General features: G+C 35.3%; 22 protein-coding genes. 12 read left to right on the top strand and 10 right to left on the bottom strand.

The window, feature by feature from the left end; genetic code table 11:
* Positions 1–40: 40 nt before the first annotated feature.
* Complete coding sequence (locus ACQUQZ_RS09085) at positions 41–1,834, top strand: SMP-30/gluconolactonase/LRE family protein (RefSeq protein WP_435354566.1); 1,794 nt, start codon at positions 41–43, stop codon at positions 1,832–1,834.
* 81 nt (positions 1,835–1,915) lie between these two features.
* Positions 1,916–2,134 carry a hypothetical protein gene (locus ACQUQZ_RS09080; protein ID WP_435354565.1) on the top strand — a complete coding sequence of 73 codons (219 nt, stop codon included), beginning with the start codon at positions 1,916–1,918 and terminating at the stop codon, positions 2,132–2,134.
* Positions 2,135–2,199: 65 nt separating this feature from the next.
* Here the strand turns inward: ACQUQZ_RS09080 and ACQUQZ_RS09075 are convergent, their stop codons facing one another.
* Entirely contained in the window at positions 2,200–3,702 is a 1,503-nt protein-coding gene (locus tag ACQUQZ_RS09075; protein WP_435354564.1) for a glycine--tRNA ligase, read from the bottom strand.
* Positions 3,703–3,828: 126 nt separating this feature from the next.
* Between ACQUQZ_RS09075 and ACQUQZ_RS09070 the strand changes: the two genes are divergently transcribed.
* Positions 3,829–4,818 carry a helix-hairpin-helix domain-containing protein gene (locus ACQUQZ_RS09070; RefSeq protein WP_435354563.1) on the top strand — a complete coding sequence of 330 codons (990 nt, stop codon included), beginning with the start codon at positions 3,829–3,831 and terminating at the stop codon, positions 4,816–4,818.
* 59 nt (positions 4,819–4,877) lie between these two features.
* Here the strand turns inward: ACQUQZ_RS09070 and ACQUQZ_RS09065 are convergent, their stop codons facing one another.
* The 5 genes from ACQUQZ_RS09065 to ACQUQZ_RS09045 all read right to left on the bottom strand — a co-directional run bounded on the left by ACQUQZ_RS09065 (position 4,878) and on the right by ACQUQZ_RS09045 (position 13,591).
* Positions 4,878–7,259, bottom strand: a complete 2,382-nt coding sequence (locus ACQUQZ_RS09065) for a TonB-dependent receptor (RefSeq protein ID WP_435354562.1) — start codon at positions 7,257–7,259, stop codon at positions 4,878–4,880.
* Positions 7,260–7,313: 54 nt separating this feature from the next.
* Positions 7,314–8,420 carry a DUF4249 domain-containing protein gene (locus tag ACQUQZ_RS09060; RefSeq protein ID WP_435354561.1) on the bottom strand — a complete coding sequence of 369 codons (1,107 nt, stop codon included), beginning with the start codon at positions 8,418–8,420 and terminating at the stop codon, positions 7,314–7,316.
* A 215-nt stretch (positions 8,421–8,635) separates the two neighbouring features.
* Positions 8,636–9,769 (bottom strand): DUF4249 domain-containing protein, encoded by a 1,134-nt coding sequence (locus ACQUQZ_RS09055; protein WP_435354560.1) that lies wholly within the window; start codon positions 9,767–9,769, stop codon positions 8,636–8,638.
* Positions 9,770–9,903: 134 nt separating this feature from the next.
* Positions 9,904–11,043 carry a DUF4249 domain-containing protein gene (locus tag ACQUQZ_RS09050; RefSeq protein WP_435354559.1) on the bottom strand — a complete coding sequence of 380 codons (1,140 nt, stop codon included), beginning with the start codon at positions 11,041–11,043 and terminating at the stop codon, positions 9,904–9,906.
* A gap of 148 nt (positions 11,044–11,191) precedes the next feature.
* Positions 11,192–13,591: a TonB-dependent receptor gene (locus ACQUQZ_RS09045; protein WP_435354558.1), complete on the bottom strand. Its 2,400-nt coding sequence runs from the start codon at positions 13,589–13,591 to the stop codon at positions 11,192–11,194.
* A 167-nt stretch (positions 13,592–13,758) separates the two neighbouring features.
* Between ACQUQZ_RS09045 and ACQUQZ_RS09040 the strand changes: the two genes are divergently transcribed.
* The 4 genes from ACQUQZ_RS09040 to ACQUQZ_RS09025 all read left to right on the top strand — a co-directional run bounded on the left by ACQUQZ_RS09040 (position 13,759) and on the right by ACQUQZ_RS09025 (position 17,807).
* A complete protein-coding gene (locus ACQUQZ_RS09040) occupies positions 13,759–15,111 on the top strand; it encodes a M24 family metallopeptidase (RefSeq protein WP_435354557.1) in 1,353 nt (450 codons plus the stop codon).
* A 224-nt stretch (positions 15,112–15,335) separates the two neighbouring features.
* The gene (locus tag ACQUQZ_RS09035) at positions 15,336–16,112 is read left to right on the top strand and encodes a hypothetical protein (RefSeq protein ID WP_435354556.1); all 777 of its coding nucleotides are present in this window, start codon (positions 15,336–15,338) and stop codon (positions 16,110–16,112) included.
* Positions 16,113–16,133: 21 nt separating this feature from the next.
* Positions 16,134–16,961 carry a hypothetical protein gene (locus tag ACQUQZ_RS09030; protein WP_435354555.1) on the top strand — a complete coding sequence of 276 codons (828 nt, stop codon included), beginning with the start codon at positions 16,134–16,136 and terminating at the stop codon, positions 16,959–16,961.
* 72 nt (positions 16,962–17,033) lie between these two features.
* On the top strand, positions 17,034–17,807 hold the full coding sequence (locus tag ACQUQZ_RS09025) for a hypothetical protein (RefSeq protein WP_435354554.1): 774 nt from the start codon (positions 17,034–17,036) through the stop codon (positions 17,805–17,807).
* 2 nt (positions 17,808–17,809) lie between these two features.
* Here ACQUQZ_RS09025 and hemW read toward each other — a convergent pair whose 3' ends face one another.
* Positions 17,810–18,985 carry a radical SAM family heme chaperone HemW gene (gene hemW, locus ACQUQZ_RS09020; RefSeq protein WP_435354553.1) on the bottom strand — a complete coding sequence of 392 codons (1,176 nt, stop codon included), beginning with the start codon at positions 18,983–18,985 and terminating at the stop codon, positions 17,810–17,812.
* A gap of 42 nt (positions 18,986–19,027) precedes the next feature.
* The gene (locus tag ACQUQZ_RS09015; RefSeq protein ID WP_435354552.1) at positions 19,028–19,804 is read right to left on the bottom strand and encodes a class I SAM-dependent methyltransferase; all 777 of its coding nucleotides are present in this window, start codon (positions 19,802–19,804) and stop codon (positions 19,028–19,030) included.
* Positions 19,805–20,058: 254 nt separating this feature from the next.
* Between ACQUQZ_RS09015 and ACQUQZ_RS09010 the strand changes: the two genes are divergently transcribed.
* Complete coding sequence (locus ACQUQZ_RS09010; RefSeq protein WP_435354551.1) at positions 20,059–20,376, top strand: hypothetical protein; 318 nt, start codon at positions 20,059–20,061, stop codon at positions 20,374–20,376.
* A gap of 169 nt (positions 20,377–20,545) precedes the next feature.
* Here ACQUQZ_RS09010 and ACQUQZ_RS09005 read toward each other — a convergent pair whose 3' ends face one another.
* On the bottom strand, positions 20,546–21,640 hold the full coding sequence (locus ACQUQZ_RS09005; protein ID WP_435354550.1) for a chorismate mutase: 1,095 nt from the start codon (positions 21,638–21,640) through the stop codon (positions 20,546–20,548).
* 181 nt (positions 21,641–21,821) lie between these two features.
* Here ACQUQZ_RS09005 and ACQUQZ_RS09000 point away from each other — a divergent pair, with 181 nt between their 5' ends.
* The 4 genes from ACQUQZ_RS09000 to ACQUQZ_RS08985 all read left to right on the top strand — a co-directional run bounded on the left by ACQUQZ_RS09000 (position 21,822) and on the right by ACQUQZ_RS08985 (position 25,076).
* The gene (locus ACQUQZ_RS09000; protein WP_435354549.1) at positions 21,822–23,033 is read left to right on the top strand and encodes a proline dehydrogenase family protein; all 1,212 of its coding nucleotides are present in this window, start codon (positions 21,822–21,824) and stop codon (positions 23,031–23,033) included.
* A 119-nt stretch (positions 23,034–23,152) separates the two neighbouring features.
* Positions 23,153–23,911: a lipoprotein signal peptidase gene (locus ACQUQZ_RS08995; RefSeq protein ID WP_435354548.1), complete on the top strand. Its 759-nt coding sequence runs from the start codon at positions 23,153–23,155 to the stop codon at positions 23,909–23,911.
* Between the two features lie 85 nt (positions 23,912–23,996).
* Complete coding sequence (locus ACQUQZ_RS08990; protein WP_435354547.1) at positions 23,997–24,182, top strand: hypothetical protein; 186 nt, start codon at positions 23,997–23,999, stop codon at positions 24,180–24,182.
* A gap of 129 nt (positions 24,183–24,311) precedes the next feature.
* On the top strand, positions 24,312–25,076 hold the full coding sequence (locus ACQUQZ_RS08985) for a hypothetical protein (protein ID WP_435354546.1): 765 nt from the start codon (positions 24,312–24,314) through the stop codon (positions 25,074–25,076).
* A 63-nt stretch (positions 25,077–25,139) separates the two neighbouring features.
* Here the strand turns inward: ACQUQZ_RS08985 and ACQUQZ_RS08980 are convergent, their stop codons facing one another.
* Positions 25,140–25,880, bottom strand: a complete 741-nt coding sequence (locus ACQUQZ_RS08980) for a LysM peptidoglycan-binding domain-containing protein (protein WP_435354545.1) — start codon at positions 25,878–25,880, stop codon at positions 25,140–25,142.
* Positions 25,881–25,998: the final 118 nt, after the last annotated feature.

Here is a 25,998-nt window from a genome sequence, read left to right as displayed (position 1 = left end):
TTTTTTAATGTATCTTCGAATTTAAATCAGCGTCATACTTATGAAAAAAAAACTTTCTTCCAAAATTTATTCTTTTCTCCTTTTTCTAATCATTTTGAATAGTGCTTATGGACAATCGCCAACTGAAACTTATCCAGAAGATGCAGCATCAGTTGAGCACGTTGGTGTGCCCAAAGGCGAAGTTTTGAAGTTTACATTTGAGCATTCAAAAATTTTCCCTGGAACTTGGCGAGAATATTGGGTTTATGTGCCTGCTCAGTATAGCCCTGATAAACCTGCTTGTGTTTATATCAATCAAGATGGTATTCAGTGGAAAGCTCCAATTGTTTTTGATAACCTGATTCATCAAAAAGAAATGCCTATTACTATTGGTGTTTTTGTGATGCACGGAAAAGTCAGAGCAGAAAATGGAGATTCTACACTCGACCGATTTAATAGAAGTTTTGAATACGATGGACTTGGTGATAATTATGCTCGTTTTCTTTTGGAAGAATTACTTCCTGAAGTAGAAAAACAAAAAACAACTGATGGTCGTGCAATCAAACTTTCAAAAAATGGAAATGATCGTGCGATAGGTGGCTCAAGTAGTGGTGCGGTTTGTGCCTTTACTGCTGCTTGGGAGCGGCCAAAAGAGTTTTCTCGTGTGTTTAGTGCAATTGGTACGTATGTAGGTTTGCGTGGTGCCGACCGTTATTCCACACTCGTTCGTAAATATGAACCAAAACCCATCAAAATTTTCTTGCAGGACGGTACAAATGACCTTAATATTTATGCTGGTGATTGGTGGAAAGCCAATGAGAGTATGGAAAGATCTTTGGTGTTTTCAGGCTACGAGGTAAAACACGTTTGGGGCGAAGGTGGTCATAACGGAAAACATGGGACATCCATTTTTCCAGAAGCAATGCGTTGGCTGTGGAAAGATTATCCCAAACCAGTAATGCAGGGTGAAAGTAAAAACCAATTTTTGAGCGATATACTACTTCCAAATGAAGGTTGGGAATTGGTTGGGGAAGGTTATAGTTTCACCGAAGGAACGGCAGCTAATGCCAAAGGTGAAGTATTTTATCAAGATATTCCTAATGCAAAAGCTTATAAAGTTGGACTTGATGGCAAAGTAACATTGTTGCCAATAGATACTAAAAGAGCGAGTGGTACTGCGTTTGCCAAAGATGGAACAATGGTAACGATTACAAGTTCGTGGGGTGGTTATCCTGTGAAACAAATTATCTCGTATGATGGAGCACTAAAAGCAAAAGTTGTGGCTGATAGTTTGGGTGGCAATGATATTGTGGTGGCTTATAATGGAAATATTTATCTTACACAACCCGATGGCAGTGAAAAACCAAGTAAGTTGTTTTTAGTTCGCCCAAATGGTGAAAGATTAGTAGTAGATTCAGGTATAAAATTCGCCAATGGTCTTGCCTTTTCGCCCGACCAAACGCAACTATATGTTACCGAATCTGCTTCACATTGGGTTTGGATTTATCAAATAAAACCAGATGGAACACTCGCCAATAAACAAAGATTTGGTTGGTTACATGTGCTTGATACGGCCGAAAATGCGTGGTCGGATGGTATCAAATGCGACCGTGAAGGTCGAATTTATGTAACTTCACGCTCAGGAATTCAAGTTTTAGACCAGACTGGCCGAGTAAATGCCATTATCCCAGTCCCAACAACTGGAAATGGACAAGTCTCTAATTTATGCTTTGGAGGAGAAAATTTTGACATTTTATATGCTTCATCCAATGATAAAGTATATCGCCGAAAAGTAAAAGTTAAAGGAGCCAATACTTTTGAAGCACCTTTTAAACCCGCTGCACCGAAATTATAAAAAGTAATTTCTTTTTTTAAAGGTAAATGAACAGTCAATTATTAATTTTGCCGAAGAAAAAAGATATTTGAGACTGAGTTTATGAAGAATTTTAATTTAAAATCATACCATGTAAGAGGTATGAATGCTGAAACTGAAGCAGAAAAATTAGCGATTAATCAAGAGTTGAAAGATTTATACAATAGTCTTTCAGAAGAAGATAAAAAAGATTTTAATGAACAGTTACAAACTTTTTTAGTAAAAGAAATGGCCGCAATCAAGTCAGTTTATGATGCTACAAAAAGTGATGATTTGAATTGAAACGCAAAAAACAAAACCCATTTCAATATTGAAATGGGTTTTGTTTTTTACTTTGCTTATAGCACTTAAATCGCTTCTAAAATTCTCTCCATGGATACTTGATAACCAATTTTCTCTTTCAATTCACTGATTTTCACACGTTCTTGCACCATCGTATCACGGTGGCGAATTGTTACTGTATCATCTTCCATTGTTTGGTAATCAACTGCAATACAATAGGGTGTTCCGATTAAATCTTGGCGAGTATAACGCTTGCCAATTGCTCCACCATCATCATAAACGGTACGAAATGAAGATTTCAGCATTTGAGCAATTGCTTCACCTTTTTCAGCTAACCCATCTCTTTTCACCAATGGCAATACCGCAGCCTTGATTGGGGCTAAAGCTGGGTGAAGTTTTAAATAAACTCTCTCTTTATCTTCTTTTCCTTCTTCATTGCTCGGAATCGTTTCTTTTGTGAAAGCATTGCAGAATGTTGCCAAGAAAAGGCGATCAGCACCTACCGAAGTTTCAACCACATAAGGAATATAATTTCCATAAGGTTTTCCTTCTTCATTAAGGTCTGAGTCAAAGTATTGTTGTTTTTTCTTTGAAAGTTCTTGGTGATTTTTCAAATCAAAATCTCCTCTGGCATGAATTCCTTCAATTTCTCTAAATCCAAAAGGGAATTCAAACTCAATATCAACGGCTGCACTGGCATAGTGAGCCAATTTATCATGGTCATGGAATTTGAGTTTTTCGGCTGGTAAACCAATCGCTTTATGAAATTTCAAACGAGTTTCTTTCCATGAATTATACCAAGTCGTGGAAGTATCAGGACGAATGAAAAACTGCATTTCCATTTGTTCAAACTCACGCATACGGAAGATAAACTGACGAGCTACAATCTCATTTCTGAATGCTTTCCCAATTTGGGCAATTCCAAAAGGAACTTTCATTCGACCACTTTTTTGCACATTCAAGAAGTTTACAAAAATACCTTGTGCTGTTTCAGGGCGTAAATAAATCAAGCTCGAATCTTCTGCAACCGAACCAACTTGTGTAGAAAACATCAAGTTGAACTGGCGAACTTCTGTCCAATTCAAAGTTTTTGAGATTGGGCAAACAATATTTTCAGCAATAATCAAATTTCTTACGCCTTCCAAGTCTTCGGCACTTAGCAATCTGCCCATTTCAGCAAGCAATGCAGCGGCTTTTTCTTCTTGACCTTCGGCAGCATATTGTTCGGCTTTCCCTTCCAACAATTGGTCGGCACGGTAGCGTTTTTTGCTGTCTTTGTTATCAATCATTGGGTCATTGAAACCGTCCACGTGGCCCGATGCTTTCCATGTGAGTGGGTGCATAAAAATTGCGGCATCAATACCCACAATATTGTCATGGAGTTGTGTCATGGCCTTCCACCATGCCTGTTTTAGATTGTTTTTTAATTCCACACCATTTTGACCATAATCATAAACGGCTTGAAGTCCATCATAAATTTCGGACGAAGGAAATACAAAGCCATATTCTTTTGCATGGCTAATAATGTCTTGGAGACTTGTGGCAGGAGCTGCTGTTGGTTGACTCATTATTACTTACTATATAATATATTTTATACGAGATGCGAAAATTTTTTCACAAAATTAGCGAAAACCTTGCAAATACTTTGCCTATATCTTAAATTTTGCCAATAATTCAGTTTTTACTACCACACAATGAAAAAACTTACCAATTTCTTTCGAAATCTTCTCAGCATGTCTCTGTCTGAGGCAAAAGGTGTTGTCACTATTTTTGGTATGATTCTACTCATTATTTTGCTCATGTTTGGGGCAGATATGTTTTTTAGCCAAAAACAACAAAATTTAGTCATTTCCTCTCCAAAAATGTTGGATAGTTTGACAGTTTCGCTTGATAAACAAAAGCCGTATTATGCCAATCAATCAAATTATCATGAAAAATATGATAATAGCAATCAAAATACTTATAAAACAAAATCCTATAAAAATTTTAATTTCGACCCTAATACCGCTTCTATTGCACAATTTGAAGAATTAGGATTGCCCAAATTTATTGCTGAAAGAATCGAAAAATACCGCAGTAAAGGTGGAAAGTTTCGAAAAAAAGAAGATTTGGCAAAAATTTATGGTGTGCTGCCTGAAACTTATGAGCGTTTAGAGCCATTTATTACTTTACCTTCTGCCGAAAATGAATCAACTCATACACCACAAGCAGAAATTGTGGGGCGAAACTCTGATTCGCCGACAGAGAAAAATTTAGAAGAAAGTAAAATTTCACCTACAAAACCTACTGGCAAACAACCTGTAAAATTTGATTTTAATAATTGCGATACCACGGTTTTGAAAAATATTCCAGGAATAGGCTCAGGTTATGCCAAACGAATTATCAAGTTTAGAGATATGCTTGGAGGTTTTGTTAGTGCCGAACAAGTGAAAGAAACTTACGGACTTCCACCTGAAACTGTTGAAGAATTATTGAAATATGGTTTTGTGAAAAATGGTGTTAAAAAGCTAAATATTAATAATTTATCAGAATTGAAACACCCATATTTAAAATACTTTCAAGCAAAAGCTATTATTGCTTACCGAGATCAGCATGGAGCTTTTAAATCAATTGAAGATTTAAAACAAATCAAAGTTTTAGACGAGGCTACTATTGCTAAAATTGCACCTTATTTGGAGTTTTAGATAAAAAAAACAGTCTCCTTTTTATGAAAAGAGACTGTTGATATTTATCGAAATACTATTTAAAACTTAAAGTTATAAGATAATGAGGCTATTGGAGCTCCAAAAACAACTAACTTATATGAAGAAACGGCTGTTCCTGTGCTACGAACAAAAACCGAATAAGCATTTTTCTTACCATAAAGATTAAATACAGTAAAAGTAAAGTGGCTTTTGAAACGCTTATCTTTCATACCAGGTTGATAAATATTCCAGGCAAAATCGAGGCGGTGATAGTCGGGTAAACGAGCATTGTTTCTCACACCATAATACGGGTAGCTACGCCCTTGATAAATGATAAAACCTTCGGGTAAAGTATATGGGCGGCCTGTACTATACGAGAAGTTGAATGAAAAATCATGGTGCGAACCTTGATTGATAATTATCGACGCATTGAAAGAGTGAGGTCGGTCATAATTGGCCGAATACCATTTCCCAAAATTGATTTGTTCACCAAAGCCCGTGCCTTCTGAAACCTGATTTTGTGAACGTGAATAGGTATAATTTATCCAACCTGTTGCTTCTCCTTTTTTCTTAGAAAACATTACTTCTAAACCATAAGAACGATTTTTCCCTTGCAAAAGCTGGGTTTCGGGATTTCCACTCAATAAAAAATCAGCACCTGGTTTATAATCAATGATATTATTGGTAATTCGATAATAGGCTTCCAATGAAAATTCATAAATATTACCTGGGAGATTATGAAAAAGCCCTCCTGATAATAATGTACTTACTTGTGGTTTGATATGCTCGTCCGAAGATTTCCAACGAGAAGTTGGTAGTGGTGTTGTAGTGTTGGTAACTACTTGCATATATTGACGCATCAAGTTATAACCTAATTTTATAGAGGTTTTTTCACTTAATGAATATTTCAAACCGATTCTTGGTTCTACACCACCATAAGATTTCATTATCTGACCTTTACCATAGACGATAGTATCTCTTGCCGAAAATGCGTCTCTTGGCTCACCAGCAGCATAAGTCTGCACAGTTCCTGGGCCGAGATTAAAAAACTGTGAGTACCTTGCCCCTACCGAAATTGTTGCTTTAGATGAAAGAGAAATTTCGTCTTCAGCATGGATGGCCGTTTCAAGTGCGTGTTCTTTTGGTGTTTTTATTGATAAAACACTCACACTTGTACCGGGAAGTAACTGTCCTGGGTCAATATCATAACGTGTACCGCTGACACCTATTTCAATACGATGCTTATCGGTTGAATAATTGAGGTTACTTTTTAATTGTTTATATTGAATGCCTGAGAGTAAAACAACTTTATTATCAGAATTGAGTTCGGGCAGTAAAGTTTTTGGTACATAATCGGCCGAAACTACAGTAGTTTGTAGATTCAAACGATTGCTGATGGCATAAAACCATCTTGCAGAAAAACTTTTGCTACGATAATCATACTGCGTGGAAGTGGCGTTGATGGCTCCAATTGCTCCCAATAGTTTTGTCTGAAAAAAATCTTTACTGTAATATCCTGAAGCCGTTACTGTATTTTTGGAATTGGCTCTCCAAAATATTTTTGTAACTAAATCAGCAAAATTGGCTTTAATATCATTCAATTTTGGAGATACTATCGGCAATAAAAAATCATTGTACGAAGCTCTACCTGAAACCATTATTCCTAATTTATCTTTAATAATTGGAGCATCAACAGTTAGACGATTTGATACAAAACTAATGCCTCCACTCATTTTGAATTTATCAAGAGATGGTTGCTGTAGCGAAACATCCATCACTGATGCAGCTCTTCCACCAAAACGAGCAGGAGTATTACCTTTATAAACTTCTACACTTGATGCAGCTTCTGAAGGAAAAGCCGTAAACAAACCAAACATGTGTGTTGGGTTAAAAATCGGAATATCGTCAAGCAATAAAAGATTTTGGTCGGTTGTACCTCCACGAATATTAACACCGTTAGACGCTTCTCCAACACTTGTTACACCTGGAAGCATTTGTAGTCCACGAAGAATGTCAACTTCTCCAATTGCAGCAGGCAGTTTGCGTAAAGTCTTAATACTCAACTGATTAACCCCCATAAGTGGACGTTGGATATTCGATTCTGCCCCTTTACTTGATACAATTACCTCTTCCAATTCATTTTCAACCTGATTGACAGAGTAATTTCTTTCAATATTTCGTCTCAAATAAATTGTTTCTCTTACGGGACGATAACCAACGTATTTTATTGAGACGGCGTGCTCACCAGAAGGCAATAATAAATCAAAAAAGCCTTTGTCGTCAGTAACGCCACCAAATTTCCCAAAATCAATATTGATAGAAGCTTTAACCAAAGGTTTTCCATCAACAGTATCTCTTATATAACCGCTAAAACGGTAATTTACTTGGGCATACGTTGTTAAGTTTACAAAAAATAGTAATAGCAGGTATATTTTTTTCATTTTATGAGATTTTCAAAAGAATTAAATTATGGCATTCATTACAAAAAATCCAAATTAATTGACCCATCCATTTGGTCTGACGGGAGTACGATTAAGGCCTATAATACACTGGGCAAACGGAGGTCGAGTTGTATCATTTCCTTGAGGCTCAGGGGTAAGTGGGTGGTCGAGCAAACCTAATGGGTTGATATTTTTACCTTCAGCCGATTTTCTATCAATCCAATATCTTATATTTCTTACACTCGTAACCATAAAAAAACCAGCGATTGCTTCATCAGGATTATTGACATTCTTTATATTACCGATAATGGCGGCTGGAGGGGTATCAACCAAACTTCCATTGTTTTGTACTTGGTCAGCAAGTAATTTAAAATAGCGATACGCATCTGGTGAAATAGATTGTTGTTTGATTTCAATTAAAGCACCTTTGATATTATAATATGGAATTTTAGCAATTAGTCGATTGGTTATCGGATTGCCATTTGAATAAATATCACTGAAAACATTGAGATCTTTGTTATAAAGAATTTCCCAACAGTCACCTGGACAGAAATAATCAAATGATTGGCCTGCAAAAGCTCGTTCTTCTCTACAACGAGCAGGAAGTGGGGAAAGAAAATATCTGCCATTATAACAAGTTGCACAAACTGACTGTCGTTCCCAAAGTCTCCAAGACCACAAATAATTGTTTTTATCATTGGCAGGGTCTTGCGTGTCAAGATACACGTAATTAGCAGGGTCATAAACATTGGTACCCTTTTCTATGCCATTTACAATAAATTCATCATGTACTTTAATTATTTCAGGAACTGTGGTTACTTTATCTTCACCTGACTCATATTTTGTACCATCAGCTTTCGAGAAAAATAATTTATAGGTAGTACCAGCTTTTAATTTAAAAGTAGCTGGTAAAGCATAAACCCCTAAGCCTTTTTCAATAAATGAAACTCTTTCAGTACCATTAATTAAAATTTCAGCAGTGGCTTTTAATAAAGGAAGAGAATACGCTGAACCATTAGAATTGACAGTTTCGGTAAGAGTTATTACTTGCTCGTCAGAAGTATCAGTTAGTGTGGCATCAACAGTTAGAATTTTTAAATTACTTTTTAGATTTAAATCGAAAGGTTCCACACACGAACATACCCACAGCCCTATTGCCATGGTAAATAGCGTAATTTTTTTATATATCACTGTCGTAAGAATTGAATAAATGTATTTTTGACAAATATAAGGATTCTAAGGAAAGATTGAAATTAAAATAACCTATACAGCAATATATGAGATGAATAGGCAGTTTTTTGAGCTAAAACTCTAAATTTACTTGCTTTGAATTGACTTATATTTAAAAGACGTAAAAATGATACAAAACGATGTGACTATTTAATCCAACCTTTAGGTTTGATGGGTGTTCGTGTTTGACTCAAAATACAAGGTGCAAGAGGTGGACGGCCTGGAATATTGCTAAAAGGCTCTTCCCTTATTGAGTGTTCTCTGAGTCCTGTAGGTGTCAATTTTCTGGCAATAGGTTCTTTTCGGTCAATCCAGTATTTTTCATATCTAACACTTGTTACCATAAAAAATCCTGCAACAACCTCTTCTGGTTTATTGATATTTTTGATATTTCCTATTAGAGCAGCGGGTGGCGTATCGACCAAACTTCCATTATTTTGTATTTGTTCAGCCAATAATTTTAAATAACGGTAAGCATTGGGCGAAACCGATTGCTGTTTGATTTCTAATAATGCTCCAGCAGAGTTATAAAAAGGGATTTTTGCGATTAATCTATTACTGATAAGATTTCCGTTTGTATAAATATCACTAAAAACATTCAATTCTGTACTATAGAATATCTCCCAACAATCGCCATCACAATAATAATCGTAGGTAATTCCCTCATAACTTGCCTCTCTTCTGCAACCTCCTGGTCTTGGCGTTTCAAAATATCTTCCACTTTCACAAGTAAAGCAAACATCTTGTCGTTCCCATAATTGCCATGACCACACATAGCTATTTTGTTCATTAGCAGGGTCTTTTGTATCAAGATATACATAGTTTGCATGATCATACCCATAACTCTTTTCAATACCATCAAATACAAACTCATCATGAACCCTTATTATTTCAGGAGTAGTAAACATTATATCAACTCCTGACTCAAATTTACTCCCATCGGATTTTGTAAAAAATAATTGGTAAGAATTGCCTGCTTTTGCTTGAAAAGTCTTTGGTAAAGCGTATTTCCCTGCTCCTTTTTCTACAAATGCAATTTTCTGATTGCCATTCACCAAAAGCTCTGCTTTCACTTGTAACACAGGAAAAGCAACTACTCTACCCGAAGAATTGACCGATTCAGTAATTGTAATCGTTTGTTCTTCCTCAGTATCAGTCAATGTTGCATCAATGGTTAAAAGCCGTAAATCACTTTTCACATTTAGATTGAAAGGTTCAACACAAGAACAAATCCATAAAGCTATTGCTATAACGAATAGCCATTTTTTATTATTTATCACTATCGTAAGAGTGGAGTAATGAAGTCTTCTAACTATACGTAAGGTTTTAATGAAAGGTTGAACAAATGTCTCATTCGTTCAAAATAAAAACAAAATCAAAAAAGTATGAGCAATAGTATCTCGCTTGAGTTTCCCTAATTGACCCAACCATTAGGTTTAATCGGCGTTCGTTTTGCACTGGCAATGCAAGGCACAAGAGGAGGACGACCTGTTTCTAATGCCCCAGTTGGTGGTTCTTGTCTGTTTGGATGATTACGTAGTCCAACAGGTAATATTTTCTTTTCGATAGGCTCTTTTCTATCAATCCAATAGCGAACACTCCGAATGCTTGTTACCATAAAGAAACCAACCACCGCTTCTTTAGGGTTAGCAATATTTTTTACGTTACCAACAATTGCAGCGGGCGGTGTATCAACCAAACTTCCGGTATTTTGTACTTGATCGGCAATAAGTTTTAAATACCGATAAGCAGCGAGTGAGATAGATTGTTGTTTTATTTCTATCAAGGAGCCATTAGGTGAATAATACGGTATTTTGGCAATCAATTTATTATTTACAGTTGTTCCGTTCGAGTAAATATCATTGAACACATTTAAATCTTCGTTATAGAATATCTCCCAACAATCTCCTTTGCAATAATAATCAAATACTGAACCACTATGCTGTGGTTCAACTTTACATTGGCCAGGTGGTGGCAACTCAAAATACCTCCCTCCTTCGCAACTGATACAAACATCTTGTTTCTCCCATAACTGCCATGTCCAATAATAATTGTTTTGATCATTTGCTGGGTCTTTTATATCAAGATAAACATAATTAGCTGGATCAAAACTATTCCCTTTAGCTACACCATCAAGCTTAAATTCATCATGAACTTTGATGATTTCGGGAACAACCACTAATTTTTCTTCGCCAGATTCATATTTTGTACCATCAGCCTTCGAGAAAATTAGTTTATATATACTTCCTGCTTTTAATTTAAAGTCTAATGGCAAATTATAAACTCCTGCTCCTTTTTCTATAAATGAAATCTTTTCAGTTCCATTGACCAAAAGCTCAACTTTTGCATTTAGTACAGGAATTGTATACACAAGTTCTTCAATATTGGCTGATTCAGTAATAGTTATGCTTTGTTCATTGGCAATGTCGGACAAAGTAGCATCTACCGTTAAAAGTCTTAATTGGCTATTGACATTTAAATCAAATGGTTCAACGCAAGAACATATCCAAGCACCTAAAGCGATTATCGAAAGTATAATTCTTTTGTTCTTCATTATAGTTAAGCTTTTCATAAATGTGTTTTGAATAACAAATATAAGTATTCTAATGAAGATTTGTATGGTGACTGTTTTCTTATGAGATGAAAAGGGAAAGTTTGAAGGCTAAACATCAAACTTTAAAGGTATTTTTCGTATAAAAACATTAAAAATCTAATTGATAACTCAGGATTGGTACAAAACCATTTCCAGTTTTGCGAGGTTCCAGTTGATTAGTCACGTTATTGTATTGAACACTCGTAACATTGATGTGATTGATGGCATTTTGTACATCTAAAGACACAACTGATGCGGATTTTCGACGATTGGTTCGGTAAGATATTCTGCCATCAATGCGAAAATAATTTGGTGCTTGTGCTGCATAATCAGCTCCTTTCAAGGGTACATAACGCTTTTGTTTAGCCGATTCGGCAACATCAAGTGGTGTATAACGATAACCCCCATTAAAAATAGAACGCCCACCAAGCTGGAAAACAGAACCATTTTTGAATAAGAACTCTCGTCCAAAAGTCAAAGCAGTACTAAATCGGTCATTATAGGCCGAATTATAGATTTTCCCATCGAAGGTTTGGTATTTTGAGTCGAAAATTGAGCCTGTGATGAGTACATAATATTTTTTCGAGAAAAATCTTTCCACTGATAAGTCAATTCCCTTGTTTTTACCTTTTCCCTTACTGACGGTGGGTGTTTCGGGAAAACTTTCACCATAATTCAACATCCAATAGCTCGAACCAGCTTTGGGTTCGACAGGCACCCGATTCAGCATTTGATAATAAATTTCTGCCGAAAACTTCCATAATTTAGGTGTAATATAATTGTAACTTAAAATAAAGTGATTGGAACGAGGAAAAAGCAAATTTTGATTAGCTTTTGTTGTTACAATTTTACCATCCAATGTATCTTTTCTTTGGTAAAAATAGGCACTCATAGGCAACATCTGGCTATGTAAACCATAAGCAAAACTCAAACTATGGGCATTTGGCGAACGATATTGAATCGAAAAACGTGGTTCTAAAGAAGAGGTATTGTTCAAAAATAAATACATTAAATGTAATCCAGTATTCATTGTTAATCCTTTACCTAGATTCTGCACAATTTGAGCATACGCCTGACTCGTCTGGGTACTTCCACTTCCATTGACCGAAGTTTGACGTCCTGCATTGAATTGGTTTATATCAGTAACAGAAGTTCGGGGAGCTGTTTCTTTGAAAAAATCAAAGGTGATAAAATTCAGAATTGCTCCTGTTTTTAGTCGAGTTTTGGCATTAAATCTATAATTATAGGCCACAGAAGCAGCCAATCGAGCATCTTGATATTTTTGAGTTTCGTAACGAAAACGTACATTTTGAAGGTTTAAAGTATCATATTTTCTATTTTGATAACTCCCAATGGCCGCTACAACATACTTCAATGACGATTTTTCATTGATATTTACTGTATGAGTAACGCCAATAGCTCCCATATTTGATGGTTTAACTTTTTCTTCCCAATTATCGGCTTTTCCTAACACTCGTTTTTCTGGAGCATCCACAGGCATATAATGTTCTTCACTTAGACCACCTAAACCAAAAATGGTAGTTGTTTTTTTCCCGTCTTTACTATGAAAGGCCAAATTGAAAGACAAATCTTGAAATAAATTGCTAACACGCTCCCCTACCAAATAAAATCCCATCTGACTTAGTAAACCCAAAGTTGAATAACGATAATTAACCAAGTATGATGAGCGGCCTTTCTGAATTGGCCCTTCGGTAGAAAAATCTAAGCCTAAAAGGCCAATTTTTGCACGGTATTCTCGCTTTTGTTGGTTTCCTTCACGAAAACGAATATCAAACGCACCCGAAAGGGCATTCCCATATTCGGCTGGCATTCCACCCGTAAAAAAGTCAGAACGACTCATTAATTGAGCTGAAAAAACCGTAATTCCCCCACCACTCGAACCTGGAAGTGCAAAATGATTAGGGTTAGGTACATCAATTCCATCCAAACGCCATAAAATTCCGAATGGAGAATTACCACGTACAATAATTCTGTTTTCTGTCTCATCACGTCCCGCTTTCACTCCAGGATAAGACAAAGCCATACGCCCTGGATCATTGACAGAAGCAGGAATACGTTCGGTTTCTTCAACTGTAAATGACCTTGCACTCACGTAAGCTAAATCATTAACAGGGCGACTCGTATTTTGTGAGGCGGTAATTTTCACTTCCTGTAATTCTCCCGTACTTTCTTTCAAATCTATTGTTAAAACTACTTCTTTGGCCGAATTCAAGATAAATTCTTCACTCGAAAACACCTCATAGCCTACCGATGTACATTTCACCGAACGCCTTCCAATTGCCACATTTGCTATTGAAAAAGTTCCTAAAACATCTGTAATTGCACCTTGCGTAGTGCCAACGACTGATATTGATGCTCCAATAACTGGCTGGCGAGTCACTCGGTCAATGACAGTTCCTCTCACTGTTTGGGTCTTGTTTTGGGCAAAAAGTATTGAGGAATGAAAGGAAATAAGTACAAAAAAGAAGGAATAATAAAAATATTTCATAGAATGTTAATGAGTTGAACGGGTATTTGTATTGAATACTTTCAAATATATAAAAATCTTGGAATATTTTTTTTAAAACAAGCATTTTTTGAATTGTGGGGTTTATCTTTGGTCAATAAATCATTGTCAATTATCAATTTAGCATTTTTCATTAATTACCCTTCATCATGAAAAAAAAATTACTCCTTCTCACCTTTTGTGTTACATTTTTTACTGGCTTTGCTCAGAATAATATCCCCAAAATTTTGTCAGAACGAGAGCGTGCTACGGTCGTTGATGAGATTTTAGAAGATAGAATGACCAATCTTTTACCCAAATTAATGCGAAAAGAAGGCATTGATATGTGGATTTTGATTTCGAGAGAATACAACGAAGACCCAGTAATGAAAACCATGCTGCCAGCAGTCTGGCTTTCAGCTCGACGCAGAACAATTATGGTTTTCTTTGATAAAGGTGAAAAAGAAGGTGTCGAACGTTATGCTATTGCACGATATGATGTTGGCAATTTATTAAAAGGTGAATGGGATTTAAACACAAATCCCGACCAGTGGGATGCTTTGATGAAAACCATTAAAGACAAGAATCCTAAGAAAATTGGTTTAAACTTCTCAAAATATTATGCTCACGCCGATGGATTGACTTATACCGAACATAAGGAATTCATGGAAAAATTGCCTGCTGAATTTCAAAGTAAAGTAGTATCCGCTTCAAATTTAGCGGTAAATTGGCTCGAAACTCGCACAGAGCGTGAGGTGGCCATTTATCAACAAATTTGTCGCATATCACATGAAATTATTCAAGAAGCATTTTCTGATAAAGTGATTCAGCCAGGCATTACAACAACTGATGATGTGGTATGGTGGATGCGTCAGCGAGTAACTGATTTAGGCTTGGAAACTTGGTTTCATCCAACGGTTGATATTCAACGCTACGACCCCGAAAACTTCGACCATTTACGCACTTTTTCTAAGCGTCCACAAAAGCAGGTGATTATGCAAGGCGATTTATTGCATTGCGATTTTGGTATTACTTACCTCAGACTTAACACTGACCAGCAACAACACGCTTATATTCTTCGTGCTGGTGAGAGTGATGTGCCAGATTTCTTGAAAAATGCTTTCAAACAAGGAAATCAAGTACAGAATTGTTTGACAGATAATTTTAAAGCAGGTATGTCGGGCAACGATATTTTGGCAAAAGCTCTTGAACAATCAAAAAAAGAAGGTTTAAAAGGAACAATTTATACCCACCCCATTGGTAATCATGGACACGCTGCTGGCCCGACTATTGGTATGTGGGACAATCAAGGTAAAACCATTGGAAATGGCGATTATCCTTTAAATTTGAATACTGCTTACTCTATTGAACTTAACGCTTCGGTTGAATTAGCTGAATGGAAAAAAACAATCAGGATCATGCTCGAAGAAGATGGATTCTTTGATGAAAAAGGATTCCGTTATATTGATGGCCGCCAAACTGAAATTATTCCAATCCCGAGGGTTCTGAAAGGTGTAAAGTAATAAATAATATACCCATAACTAATTATAATATAATTAGTTATGGGTATATTGCTACTTTTAAAGACTAATGGCTTGTCAAGCGAAAGCTCAAATTAGCTACGTTACCTTTTTACTAAAAATATGTTATATATGTTTACCTTCAGGTTATTTTGATACATTTGATTTCTTTCCAATAGCAGCTTGAAAATTAATATAATGATCAACCTTAAAAAAAGCCTTAAAAAATGAAAAGAAAACGAATTATATACTTTCTAATTCCTCTCATTTGCGGAATTTGTAGACAAAATTATGCACAAAGCGTAACAATTAGTCCAACCAATAATACAGCCATTCTAAATGTCCAAAGTACCACTAAGGGTTTTCTGCCTCCACAATTAAATGAAACCCAACGCAATAATATGACAGGACTCGTAGCAGGCGTAATTGTTTATTGTACTGACTGTACGGTAGGTGCTGGAGCATATAGTTTCAACGGAACTTCATGGGTACCTATGTTTGTACCAGCATCTACTCTTGTCGGACCATCTTTTACTGTCGGACAAAGCAAATTTGGTGGAGTAATATTCTATGTTGATGATTCAGGGCAGCATGGATTAGTGGCAAGTTTAGCAGACCAAAGTACAAGTACGAAATGGTTTAATGGAAATTTTACAAATACACTTGCTATCAGAAGTGGTATTTATTCAGGTTTTTATAATACTGAGCGTATCAATTCCAATCAGAATGTTGGAACTTATGCTGCAAGTATTGCTGCTCAAACTACGAATGGGGGCTTTGGCGATTGGTATTTGCCATCTAAAGATGAGCTAATGAAAATGTTTCAACAAATAGCTGTGATTCCTGCTATTTCAGCAGGATCCGCTTATTGGGGTTCTACAGAAGAAACCGCTGCTGCTGGAGCAACATCTCTAAATGCCTATCAGGTTATTCTCAGTACTGGTGCAAGTTCTCTCTCAAGCAAAAGCACATCGGCAAGAGTACGTGCTATTCGTAGATTTTAAATTATTCTAAACAAACACATCATGAAAAAAAGATATATATTACTGGTAGTTAGCCTTTTATGTCAAAACATTGTTTTTGCACAAGCAACCCGCACATGGGTCTCTGGTGTAGGTGACGATGTCAATCCATGTAGTCGAACCGCTCCATGTAAGACTTTTGCAGGTGCCATTTCAAAAACTGCCGCAGGTGGTGAAATTTCGGTACTAGACCCGGGTGGTTATGGGTCAATCACTATTACGAAGTCCATAACAATCAATGGTGATGGAACTTTAGCCAGTATCTTGCATTCTGGTGTAAATGGTATTATAATTAATGCTGGCGTAAATGATATTGTAGTTATTCGTAATATTTCATTAAACGGAGCAGGGACAACAATTGGCACAAATGCAATTAGGTTTATCGGAGGGGGGCAGCTACATGTTTTAAATTGTACGATGAGTGGCTTTAGTGGAAAAGGAATTGATGTAAACAAAACCACGGCTGGTATTTTGACCGTTGAGAATACAGCCTTTAATGGCCCAGCTACAACTGCAACAGGCATTTATCTGACAACAACAACAGGAGCTATTCAGGCAACTTTGAAAAATGTTAGTATCAATGGCATCGGCACTGCTATTGAAGCAGCTAATAATAGTGTAGTAAACATCGAAAACGCAATTATTTCAAATAATAGTGTAGGTGTTTTGGCAAGTGATGCCACCGCCATTATTAGACTTTCAAATACAAATATTTTTAGTAATACTACCTTCGGCATCGGCAATGGTACAGGTAAAGTAATTTCCTTTGGCAATAATAATTTAGCTGGGAATGCTGCAGATAGCCCCATGCAGGTTATTGCGAAGCAATAAATATACTTTGAAAAGTAAAAAAACTTGTTACGTTATTATTTGTCGTAACAAGTTTTTTTGCTTTATTGCAACATGAATACACTTTTGATTAAATTAATAATGATGCCGATTGTTATTGGTGGTGTAACATTGGCAAGTAAAAAATGGGGAAATTTAGTTGGTGGAATGATCGCCAGTCTTCCGTGGATTGCTGGGCCAATTATGCTATTCTTTACCCTTGAACAAGGAGTAGATTTTACTGTTAGTAGTATCAAAGGTGTAATGATTGGCATCATTGGTGTATTGGCATTCAGTTTTGCTTATATATATGCTGCCATTCAATTTAAGTGGTACACGAGCTTATTTTTCTCCTATCTAACCTTTTTAGTGACTACTTTACTCCTAAATACTGTAGAATCATACATGAATTTAAATGTTTGGTTCATAATATCAATAGTATTAAGTTTAATAGGAGTTAAAATTTTCCCAAAGTTAAAAAAGCAAGGAAGCCTCAATCAATCTTTGAAATATGATATTTATCTTAGAATGATTATTATCACCATTTTTGTAGCTTTGATTACATATCTCGCTAAAATCCTCGGCCCAACTTGGAGTGGTATCCTGACTCCTTTTCCAATCATTACAGCAATTTTAGCTGCATTTACACATTATACACAAGGTGCTTATGGAACTTCGGTAATTTTGCGTGGAATGTTGGTCGGTTATGTTGGTTTTGCTTCATTTTTATATTTACAAGCAATCCTTTTGCCGCATTATTCTATTGCAGTTTCTTTTGCTATTGGCTTCTTTGTCAATATACTATTGAATTTGTTAATGAGGTATTTGGTGAAAAGATTTGACATATAATTTCACACCAAAAACAAATCACTCGCAATTTTATCCGCAAATAGTTTTCCTTTTTGTGTAAGTGTAAGTAATTGATTATCAAGGTTCAAGAACTTATTAGAAAGGTTTTGACGTAGAATTTCTTCGTTAGATTTTAGCCATTTTGTACCAACCATTTTTTCGATTTCATTCAAATCACAACCCCATTTGGTTCGTAAACCTGTCATAATATAATCATTTACTTTTTCTTCTGGAGTCAAAAATTCGTAGTCAGCAGGCACTTGCCCAAGTGTGAGAGCTTTGATATATTCAGGATTATTCGACACATTGAATTGCCGAGATTCGCCATTGAAAGAATGTGCCGAAGGCCCTACACCTAAATACTCATGGCGTTTCCAATAAGAAGTATTATGTCGAGAATAGCGGTTATCACGACAAAAATTAGAAATTTCATACTGCTCATAGCCTGCTTCTGCCAAAGTACTGACTAAAATATCAAACTGTTGAGAAGCAAACTCTTCATCAATTGGTGGTATCTTATTGATTTGTAGCCATTTCCCAAAAACAGTTTTAGGTTCGATGGTAAGGCAATAGGAAGAAATATGTGGCACATTCAATGAAATAGCTTTTTCTAAATCCCTTTGCCAAATTTGATGAACTCCCTTAGTGAATTCCGATTGCGTTTTTTTCTCTTTTTTGGGCAAGGTCAACAAAGGATGAATGCCATAAATCAAATCAATGGTAATATTTTCAAAACCCATTTCTTGGGCTAAACGCACACAATCTTCGGCATTTTGGGCATTATGAATGCGATTGAGGTATTTTAAATGATTATCATCAAATGACTGAATACCAATACTCAAACGATTAAAACCAAATCTTTGTAGAATCGCCAGGCGGTCACGAGTAATGTCATCTGGGTTAGCCTCCATCGTAATTTCGATGTCGTCGGCAAATGTATAATGCTTCTTGATAGTCTCAAAAATATCATACAATTCATTCATATTAAGCAACGATGGAGTGCCGCCACCAAAGTAAATCGTCTCTAATTTCCTATTTTTCAAGTAATTAGCTTGCAAATCTATTTCTCTGCAAATTGATTCAACGACCGTAGTTTTCAATGATAGATTTGTACTGAAATGAAAATCACAGTAATGACAAGCCCGACGGCAAAAAGGAATATGAAGGTATAAATGCAAGTTTGGCTTACAAACAATTTGGAAAATTGTTGTACAAATAAGTTATTTTGTTCCTACAAAAAAGAAATCAATACATTTAGCTGGTTCGTTTGATATGTGGAAATCTGTCCAATCAATTTCTGCTGCCAGCGTACCCGTTTCTGCCATTAATTTATTTCTATTAAAACGATTCAAGATTTCATAAGGAATTCGAAGCATCCAAGCTGGTAAACGGTGTTGTAAATCAAAAATATCAAAACGCATGATTTTATTGACCGATTGTTTATTTTCTTCATAATAATCCCATACTTTTTTATTACCTCCAACGCCCATTGTATCTACATTTGAGAAATACTTTTGCATCAAAGTTCTTAATTCATGCGTATCGTATTCACGAATATGCCAAGGATTGCGGCTAAGTGAATAAGGGCGATTAACTGTGGTCAGCAATACACGACCATTAGGTTTTAGAACTCTTGCAATTTCAGACAAGAATTTATGATCATCTTGAATATGTTCGATTACTTGAAATGTAACAACAAAATCAAAGCTATTGTCTTGATAATCAGACAGATGAGGTAAATCTGCTGTACGAAAAGTATGCTTTGGATAAGCTGCTTGAAGCTGGTCAATCAAAGGTTGATTTTTATCAAGACCAGTATAATGCTCACATTTTTCGATAAGGGTTTCTACACCACGTCCCCAACCACAGCCTAATTCTAAGACATTCCCATAAATGATTTTTGCCGCTTCGACATAAGGAAAATATAGTCGCTGATGCACAGGATTATCCGATGGAATTTCGGCACTGGTGATTTCGGTTGTTGCGTATTTGCTCACTTTTCAGAATATTAGTTTTTTTACAAAGTTAGTTAAGAATTGAGAATATAGAAATATGAAGTAGTTTAATTATGTAATTATGTAATTTTAGATTTTAAAATTCAAGTCAAAAAAAGCAGAATTTACCAAATACAAAAAACACATAAAGTATTGATCATCAATTACTTAATAAAAGAAAAGTGCTTTGCAAATAATTTTAAAATTTTGTATAAAGTTCAACGTTATTATATACAAAACCAACTATTCTCTCAGCAATGAAAAGAGCTACTTTTATTATCGGAATATTATTATGTTCAACTTTTGCTCATGCTCAAATGGATATTTACCGTTATCATACTTCTTTTATTCCTGCTATTAACCATAAAAAAACATCACAAAAACTTAAAGTTGAAGCACTTCTTACACAAAATAAGCCTTTATTTTTGCAATACATACCCAAAAACCAAGAATGCTTTTTTCTTGATTTTGCACATACCTCCTATTGTTTTAATCGAGAAATAAATATGGATGGCATGAGTAGAAAAACAAAACTTCTTTTTTTTAAAATGAAAATGTGGCAGTATTTTAGATGAGACTCTCCCCAACCCTAAAGGTGAGTAAAACTTTAAAAAAATGTGGCACACTTTAAAAGTGTGCCACATTTAGTATAAAAGAGAGTCAATATAATTTGTAAAATCGCAAAAAAAAATGTGGCATACTTTGAAAGAAAGTATGCCACATTTAGTCTTAAAAAGCGATAAATCAAGCTGGTTGATTATTCATCACTTCAGTTTGTTTACGAATCGACTCCATGTGAATCAATTTGAACATTTCTTCAACTAATTCAGGGTAAAGATTTAATCTTTTTCCTAAATCAGCACGGTTGTTATGCAATTGTTTCCAACGGTCAAGTTGCAAAACAGCCACATTATTTTCACGCTTATATTCGCCTAATTTTTCTACAACAGCCATACGAGCTGCCAAAACTTCAAGCAATTCACGGTCGATATTATCAATTTTTTGACGTAATTGCTCTAATTCACTTTGGAAATCGTCGCCATAAGAAGGTTTACGAATTTCTAATGAACGTAACATTTCACCCAAAGCTTCAGGAGTTAATTGTTGAGAGGCATCAGACCAAGCTTCGTCAGGGTTACGATGTGATTCGATGATCAAACCATCGTAGTTCAAATCTAAAGCACGTTGAGCTAATTCATACAAATAAGCACGTTTTCCTGCCATGTGACTTGGGTCACCAATCATTGGAAGTTGAGGAAAAAGAGTTTTCAATTCAACCGCCATTTGCCACATTGGAGAATTACGGTATTTAGTTTCTTGAGCATTTGAGAAACCACGGTGAATTGCCGCCATTTTCTTGATACCAGCACCAGCAATACGCTCAAATGCACCCACCCACAGAGCCAAATCTGGATTTACAGGGTTTTTTATCAAAACAGGTACATCAACACCTTTCAACGAATCAGCTAAATCTTGTACGTTAAATGGATTAACAGTTGTTCTTGCACCAATCCAAAGGATATCAATGCCATATTTCAATGCCAATTCAACGTGTTGAGGTGTAGCTACTTCAACCGCAATTGGTAAACCAGTTTCTTTTTTCACTGCCGCCAACCAAGGTAAAGCTGCTTCTCCCATGCCTTCAAAACTACCTGGACGAGTACGAGGTTTCCATACTCCAGCACGTATTACGTGAGCATAACCTTCTTTGGCGATGCGAGTTACGGTTTCCGTCACTTGTTCTTCGGTCTCGGCACTACATGGCCCAGCGATAATCAATGGCTTCCCAGCGGTATCAATCCAACTGCTAAGAGGAAGTACGTCTAAATTTGCTTTCATTAGTTAATTAAAGAGCGAAGCGTTTCGCTTAATATAAAAAAAATCAAAAAAAATATCCCTATAAATATGATATATTTGCACCATATTTCGGAGTAGATGTCAACTTACATCAATTATGCTCTTGAAAAAGTACAAACATTCATCAAAACTAAATACTTAAAAAAACTTAATTTTTTAAAAAATGGAAACTGCTTCGCAGCATCACTTGTTAAGTTTCAACGACACTTCAGTGGCTTTCGCACATCAATCAAATAAGAAACTTTACAAAACCTATTTGATTTTTGCCATGATGAATCAAAATTGGCTCGTAAAGATAGGAACTTTTTTTATTAAATTGATATTGAAGTTAGGTTTACCTGTAAAATTTCTTATAAAAAACACTTTGTTTGCACAGTTTTGTGGTGGAGAAAGCATTGAGACCTGTCAGACAGCCATAGAAAATTTGGCGAAGGCAAAAATAGGTACCATTCTTGACTATTCGGTAGAGGGTGAAGATAACGAAAAAGACTTTGATAAAACCACCCAAGAGGTCAGCAGAACCATTGAAAAAGCCGCTCAACAGGCCACAGCTATTCCATTTTCTGTTTTTAAAGTTTCTGGGGTTGGCTCGGTAGAGATTCTTGAAAAAGTACAAGAATTTAAAGAGAGTTTAACTGATGAAGACAAAGCTGCATTCGAGCGAATACGCTCAAGAGTAGATACTTTATGTCAGCGAGCATCTGAATTAAATGTTAGAATTTTCTTAGATGCAGAAGAAACTTGGATTCAAGATGTAATTGATGAAATGTGTTATGAAATGATGAAAAAATACAATGTAGGGGGTAAAACAATTGTTTATAATACCTATCAATTGTATCGTTGGGAAAGCCTTGAAAACTTAATCAAAGCCTGTGACAATGCCCGTAATGAAAATTATAAAGTTGGTGCAAAATTAGTAAGGGGTGCATACATCGAAAAAGAACGTCGCCGAGCAGCTGAGTTGGAATATAAAAGCCCGATTCATATCACAAAAGAGGAAACTGATGCCGATTTTGATAAAGCTATCCTTTATGCAATCGAACATTTAGATATCCTTTCAATATGTTTGGGCACACATAATGAAGAAAGTTGTTTACTTTGTATTAAATTGATGCAAGAAAAAGGTATAGCTCATAATGATAGTCGTATTTGGTTTGCACAACTTTTGGGTATGAGCGATAATATTTCCTATAATTTGGCAAATGAAGGGTATAATGTAGCTAAATATGTACCTTACGGGCCTGTTGAAGCAGTAATGCCTTATCTTTTTAGAAGAGCAGAAGAAAATTCTTCCATCGCTGGACAGAGTAGCAGAGAGTATTTATTGGTAAAAAAAGAAAGAGAAAGACGAAACCAATTACCAGTAAAAAAATAATAATTATAAGCAAAATATAATAGCATATAACATTCTAAATTAGACAAAATTTAATAATATTTCCATATAATATAATCATAAATAGTAATTTCAAAATGGGTAAATCGCCGTATAAATTTTTGTTTTTATCTCTACTACTGATACTAATTGACCAAGCTATTAAACTTTGGATGTTTTATGATGTTGTACCCAATCACTACGGAGAAATCGATTTGATTCCTGATTTTTTTAAACTGCATTATGTTGAAAACAAAGGAATGGCCTTTGGAATGGAACTTGGCGGAGATTATGGCAAACTCATTCTGACAACCTTCCGTTTGGGTGCAATGGTTGGCATTTGTTGGTATTTAGTTCATTTAGCTCAAAAAAATGCTCATTCAGGTTTACTTTGGTCAATCGCAGCCGTTCTTGGAGGTGCAATAGGAAATGTAATTGATAGTACATTTTATGGTGTTTTCTTGAAAAATGCTCCCTTGGGTGTTTCAACTCCTTGGTTTCATGGGCAAGTAATTGATATGTTTTATGCCTACGGATTGGATGGCCAATACCCCGATTGGATACCATTTTTAGGTGGAGAATATAACACAATGCCTATATTTAACTTTGCCGATGCTTGTATTTTTTGTGGAGTAGTAAGTATTTTGATTTTCCAGCGAAGTTTTTTTGAGTTTGAAGTTGAAAAAAGAAATAATCATTCTATGGAAATGAATGTTGCAGATAGGATTGAAACTGAATTAGTAGAAGAAAGTGCATCAGTAGAGAATGAAACAGATAAAATTACTGAAGAAATCGAACATGAAGATAATCAATACAGACTTACAGAAGAACCAACGAAAGACATTTCTGATAATGATTTAGAGTATCCAAATAAAAATTAATAACACAATGGGAGTATTATCAAAAAAACAAAGCCACAAGTGGTTTATCATCATATCATTCATTGGTATCATACTCGTTCCTAGCATGATACCATCACCTATGTTTAAAACAGTAAGTGCTATTAGCTTGGGAGTAATATGCTTACTTTTTGAGTTTCTTAACCTCAAAAACCTTGACTCAAAGGCTGAAAGTTTTAAATCCGAAGCTCGACAAACATGGATATTAATCGGACTTACTGTCATTCTTATCGTTGTTAATTTCCTTGTTTAAATAATTTACAAGGTAATTTTTCGTTGAATAATAGGTTATTAGCTGAGTTATAAGTTTACCTAAAAGGAATATATTTTCTAATATTTAGTGAATAAATGCCTTTATTACTAAAACCCTAAATTATTACTTATGAAAAAGCTTGTTTGTCTTATTTTAGGATTGGTATCAATTAATATCTCTGCACAAAATACCATGATGCAGAACACTAAAGACGCTCTCAACCAAGGTGGGATTAAGGTAGGTCAGCATACATCTACGATGCTTTATGGCTTTGATACCCGAACAACAGAGGTTGTTGGAAGTTATTATTTAGATACCGACTGGAGTGTTGCTACTGTCAAATTTTATCCTAAAACAATTTCTACACCAAAAGGAACGGTAAAATTAGATAGTTTAACCGATGTCCAAATTAGGGTAATTCTACAAGGCAATGATATTGAATTTAATACGCCCGAAGGTATAAAAGTTATTTCTGGTACTTTAGTAAAAAGCTTTTCTTTACAGAAAAGAAATCAATTAACTCCAGTAAATTATATCAGTACTTTAGAATTTATTGATAATTTTGATAAAGTTAAACCAAGTTTCTTTGAGGTATTGGTTGATGGGAAAACTAAATTATTAGAATATTTGAAGATAAGTACCCAAAAGCCAGATTATGTTGAAGCTTTTAATGTAGGGAGCAAAGACCTTAAAATTATTAAAGAAAAGCAATTATTTGTTAATAAAGGCAAAGAAGTTGTTCGGTTTAATACAAACAAAAAAGATTTGTTTGACCTAATGGCCGATAAGAAGCCTGAAATTGAAAAATATATAAAAGATAATAATCTATCTTTAAAAGATAGAGCAGATTTACTTAAAATATTTACTTATTATAATAGTCTATGTTTAATATAATTGGTTCAAAAAACAAAAAAGGGGCAAGTTTTAATTAAACTTGCCCCTTTTTGTAAACTCCAATTATTGCTTTTCTGCAAAAGGAATTATAAGTTTTTCTCCTCGCTGTGCAACATTTTTTGTTTTCTTATTTGCTTGCATGATTAATGCTTGCGAAACATCATATTTTTTGCTTACTACACGAATAATATCTCCTGGACCTACAGTATGAATCGCTTTGATACGTATTTTCAATTTAGTAACTCCCACTTTTATGCCACTTTCATCAACTCCAGGATTCATCGCTTTTAATGTTTCTTTCTTTATATTATAGCGATTGGCAATACCAAAAAAAGTTTCTCCTTCTCCTACAATATGTGTATAAATCTCACCTCCCGTTGGAATAGCGACTTTTGTAACTTCTTTAGGCTTTTCCTCTTTGTTTTTTTCTTCTTTGATTTTTTCAGTATTTTTTGTCTCAGTAGCTAATTTGTCTGTCGAAGCTATTTCATCCTTTTTATCTCCAACTTTCGGGATGTCAATTGGTGGCAAATCAGCGTTCGATTTTGTTTCTGTTGCTTCCGTTGATTCTGTTGTCGGTTCTTCTGATGACTGGTTTTTAATTGCATTTGCAACTGAATCAGCAGGTGCGGAAACAAAGTTTTCTGAAGCAGAAGTATCATCAGACATGTACTTCCAGCCAATATAAAGCAATGCACAGATAATACCTACAAGCACCAAAAGCACAGCCATTGGTAAATTTCGTGAAGCTTCTTTAGGACGCTCATTACGTAGTTCACGGTCATCTCGGTCTTCGAACTGCATGATATGGAAAATTTTAGTTATGAATAGGAAAACAAGTTCTTTGGGTAATTGATAATATAAAAGCTTTTAAATCATTGACTATTAACAGTTTGAAACAGGAATTACATTATCAAGATAT

The sequence above is a fragment of the Emticicia sp. SJ17W-69 genome, assembly GCF_051209875.1.
Classification (GTDB): domain Bacteria; phylum Bacteroidota; class Bacteroidia; order Cytophagales; family Spirosomataceae; genus Emticicia.
Note: the sequence above shows the minus strand (reverse complement) of the source record. Positions and strands in the feature narration are given on the sequence as shown.

Bases quoted from the DNA above. Each gene is read 5' to 3' on its own strand.
- ACQUQZ_RS09040 (WP_435354557.1), top strand. From the start codon at position 13,759: ATGAAAAAAAAATTACTCCTTCTCACCTTTTGTGTTACATTTTTTACT.
- ACQUQZ_RS09035 (WP_435354556.1), top strand. From the start codon at position 15,336: ATGAAAAGAAAACGAATTATATACTTTCTAATTCCTCTCATTTGCGGA.
- ACQUQZ_RS09050 (WP_435354559.1), bottom strand. From the start codon at position 11,043: ATGAAGAACAAAAGAATTATACTTTCGATAATCGCTTTAGGTGCTTGG.
- ACQUQZ_RS09080 (WP_435354565.1), top strand. From the start codon at position 1,916: ATGAAGAATTTTAATTTAAAATCATACCATGTAAGAGGTATGAATGCT.
- ACQUQZ_RS09045 (WP_435354558.1), bottom strand. From the start codon at position 13,591: ATGAAATATTTTTATTATTCCTTCTTTTTTGTACTTATTTCCTTTCAT.
- ACQUQZ_RS09025 (WP_435354554.1), top strand. From the start codon at position 17,034: ATGAATACACTTTTGATTAAATTAATAATGATGCCGATTGTTATTGGT.
- ACQUQZ_RS09000 (WP_435354549.1), top strand. From the start codon at position 21,822: ATGGAAACTGCTTCGCAGCATCACTTGTTAAGTTTCAACGACACTTCA.
- ACQUQZ_RS09085 (WP_435354566.1), top strand. From the start codon at position 41: ATGAAAAAAAAACTTTCTTCCAAAATTTATTCTTTTCTCCTTTTTCTA.
- ACQUQZ_RS09070 (WP_435354563.1), top strand. From the start codon at position 3,829: ATGAAAAAACTTACCAATTTCTTTCGAAATCTTCTCAGCATGTCTCTG.
- ACQUQZ_RS09060 (WP_435354561.1), bottom strand. From the start codon at position 8,420: ATGGCAATAGGGCTGTGGGTATGTTCGTGTGTGGAACCTTTCGATTTA.
- ACQUQZ_RS09005 (WP_435354550.1), bottom strand. From the start codon at position 21,640: ATGAAAGCAAATTTAGACGTACTTCCTCTTAGCAGTTGGATTGATACC.
- ACQUQZ_RS09010 (WP_435354551.1), top strand. From the start codon at position 20,059: ATGAAAAGAGCTACTTTTATTATCGGAATATTATTATGTTCAACTTTT.
- ACQUQZ_RS09065 (WP_435354562.1), bottom strand. From the start codon at position 7,259: ATGAAAAAAATATACCTGCTATTACTATTTTTTGTAAACTTAACAACG.
- ACQUQZ_RS08980 (WP_435354545.1), bottom strand. From the start codon at position 25,880: ATGCAGTTCGAAGACCGAGATGACCGTGAACTACGTAATGAGCGTCCT.
- ACQUQZ_RS09030 (WP_435354555.1), top strand. From the start codon at position 16,134: ATGAAAAAAAGATATATATTACTGGTAGTTAGCCTTTTATGTCAAAAC.
- ACQUQZ_RS09075 (WP_435354564.1), bottom strand. From the start codon at position 3,702: ATGAGTCAACCAACAGCAGCTCCTGCCACAAGTCTCCAAGACATTATT.
- ACQUQZ_RS08985 (WP_435354546.1), top strand. From the start codon at position 24,312: ATGAAAAAGCTTGTTTGTCTTATTTTAGGATTGGTATCAATTAATATC.
- ACQUQZ_RS08990 (WP_435354547.1), top strand. From the start codon at position 23,997: ATGATACCATCACCTATGTTTAAAACAGTAAGTGCTATTAGCTTGGGA.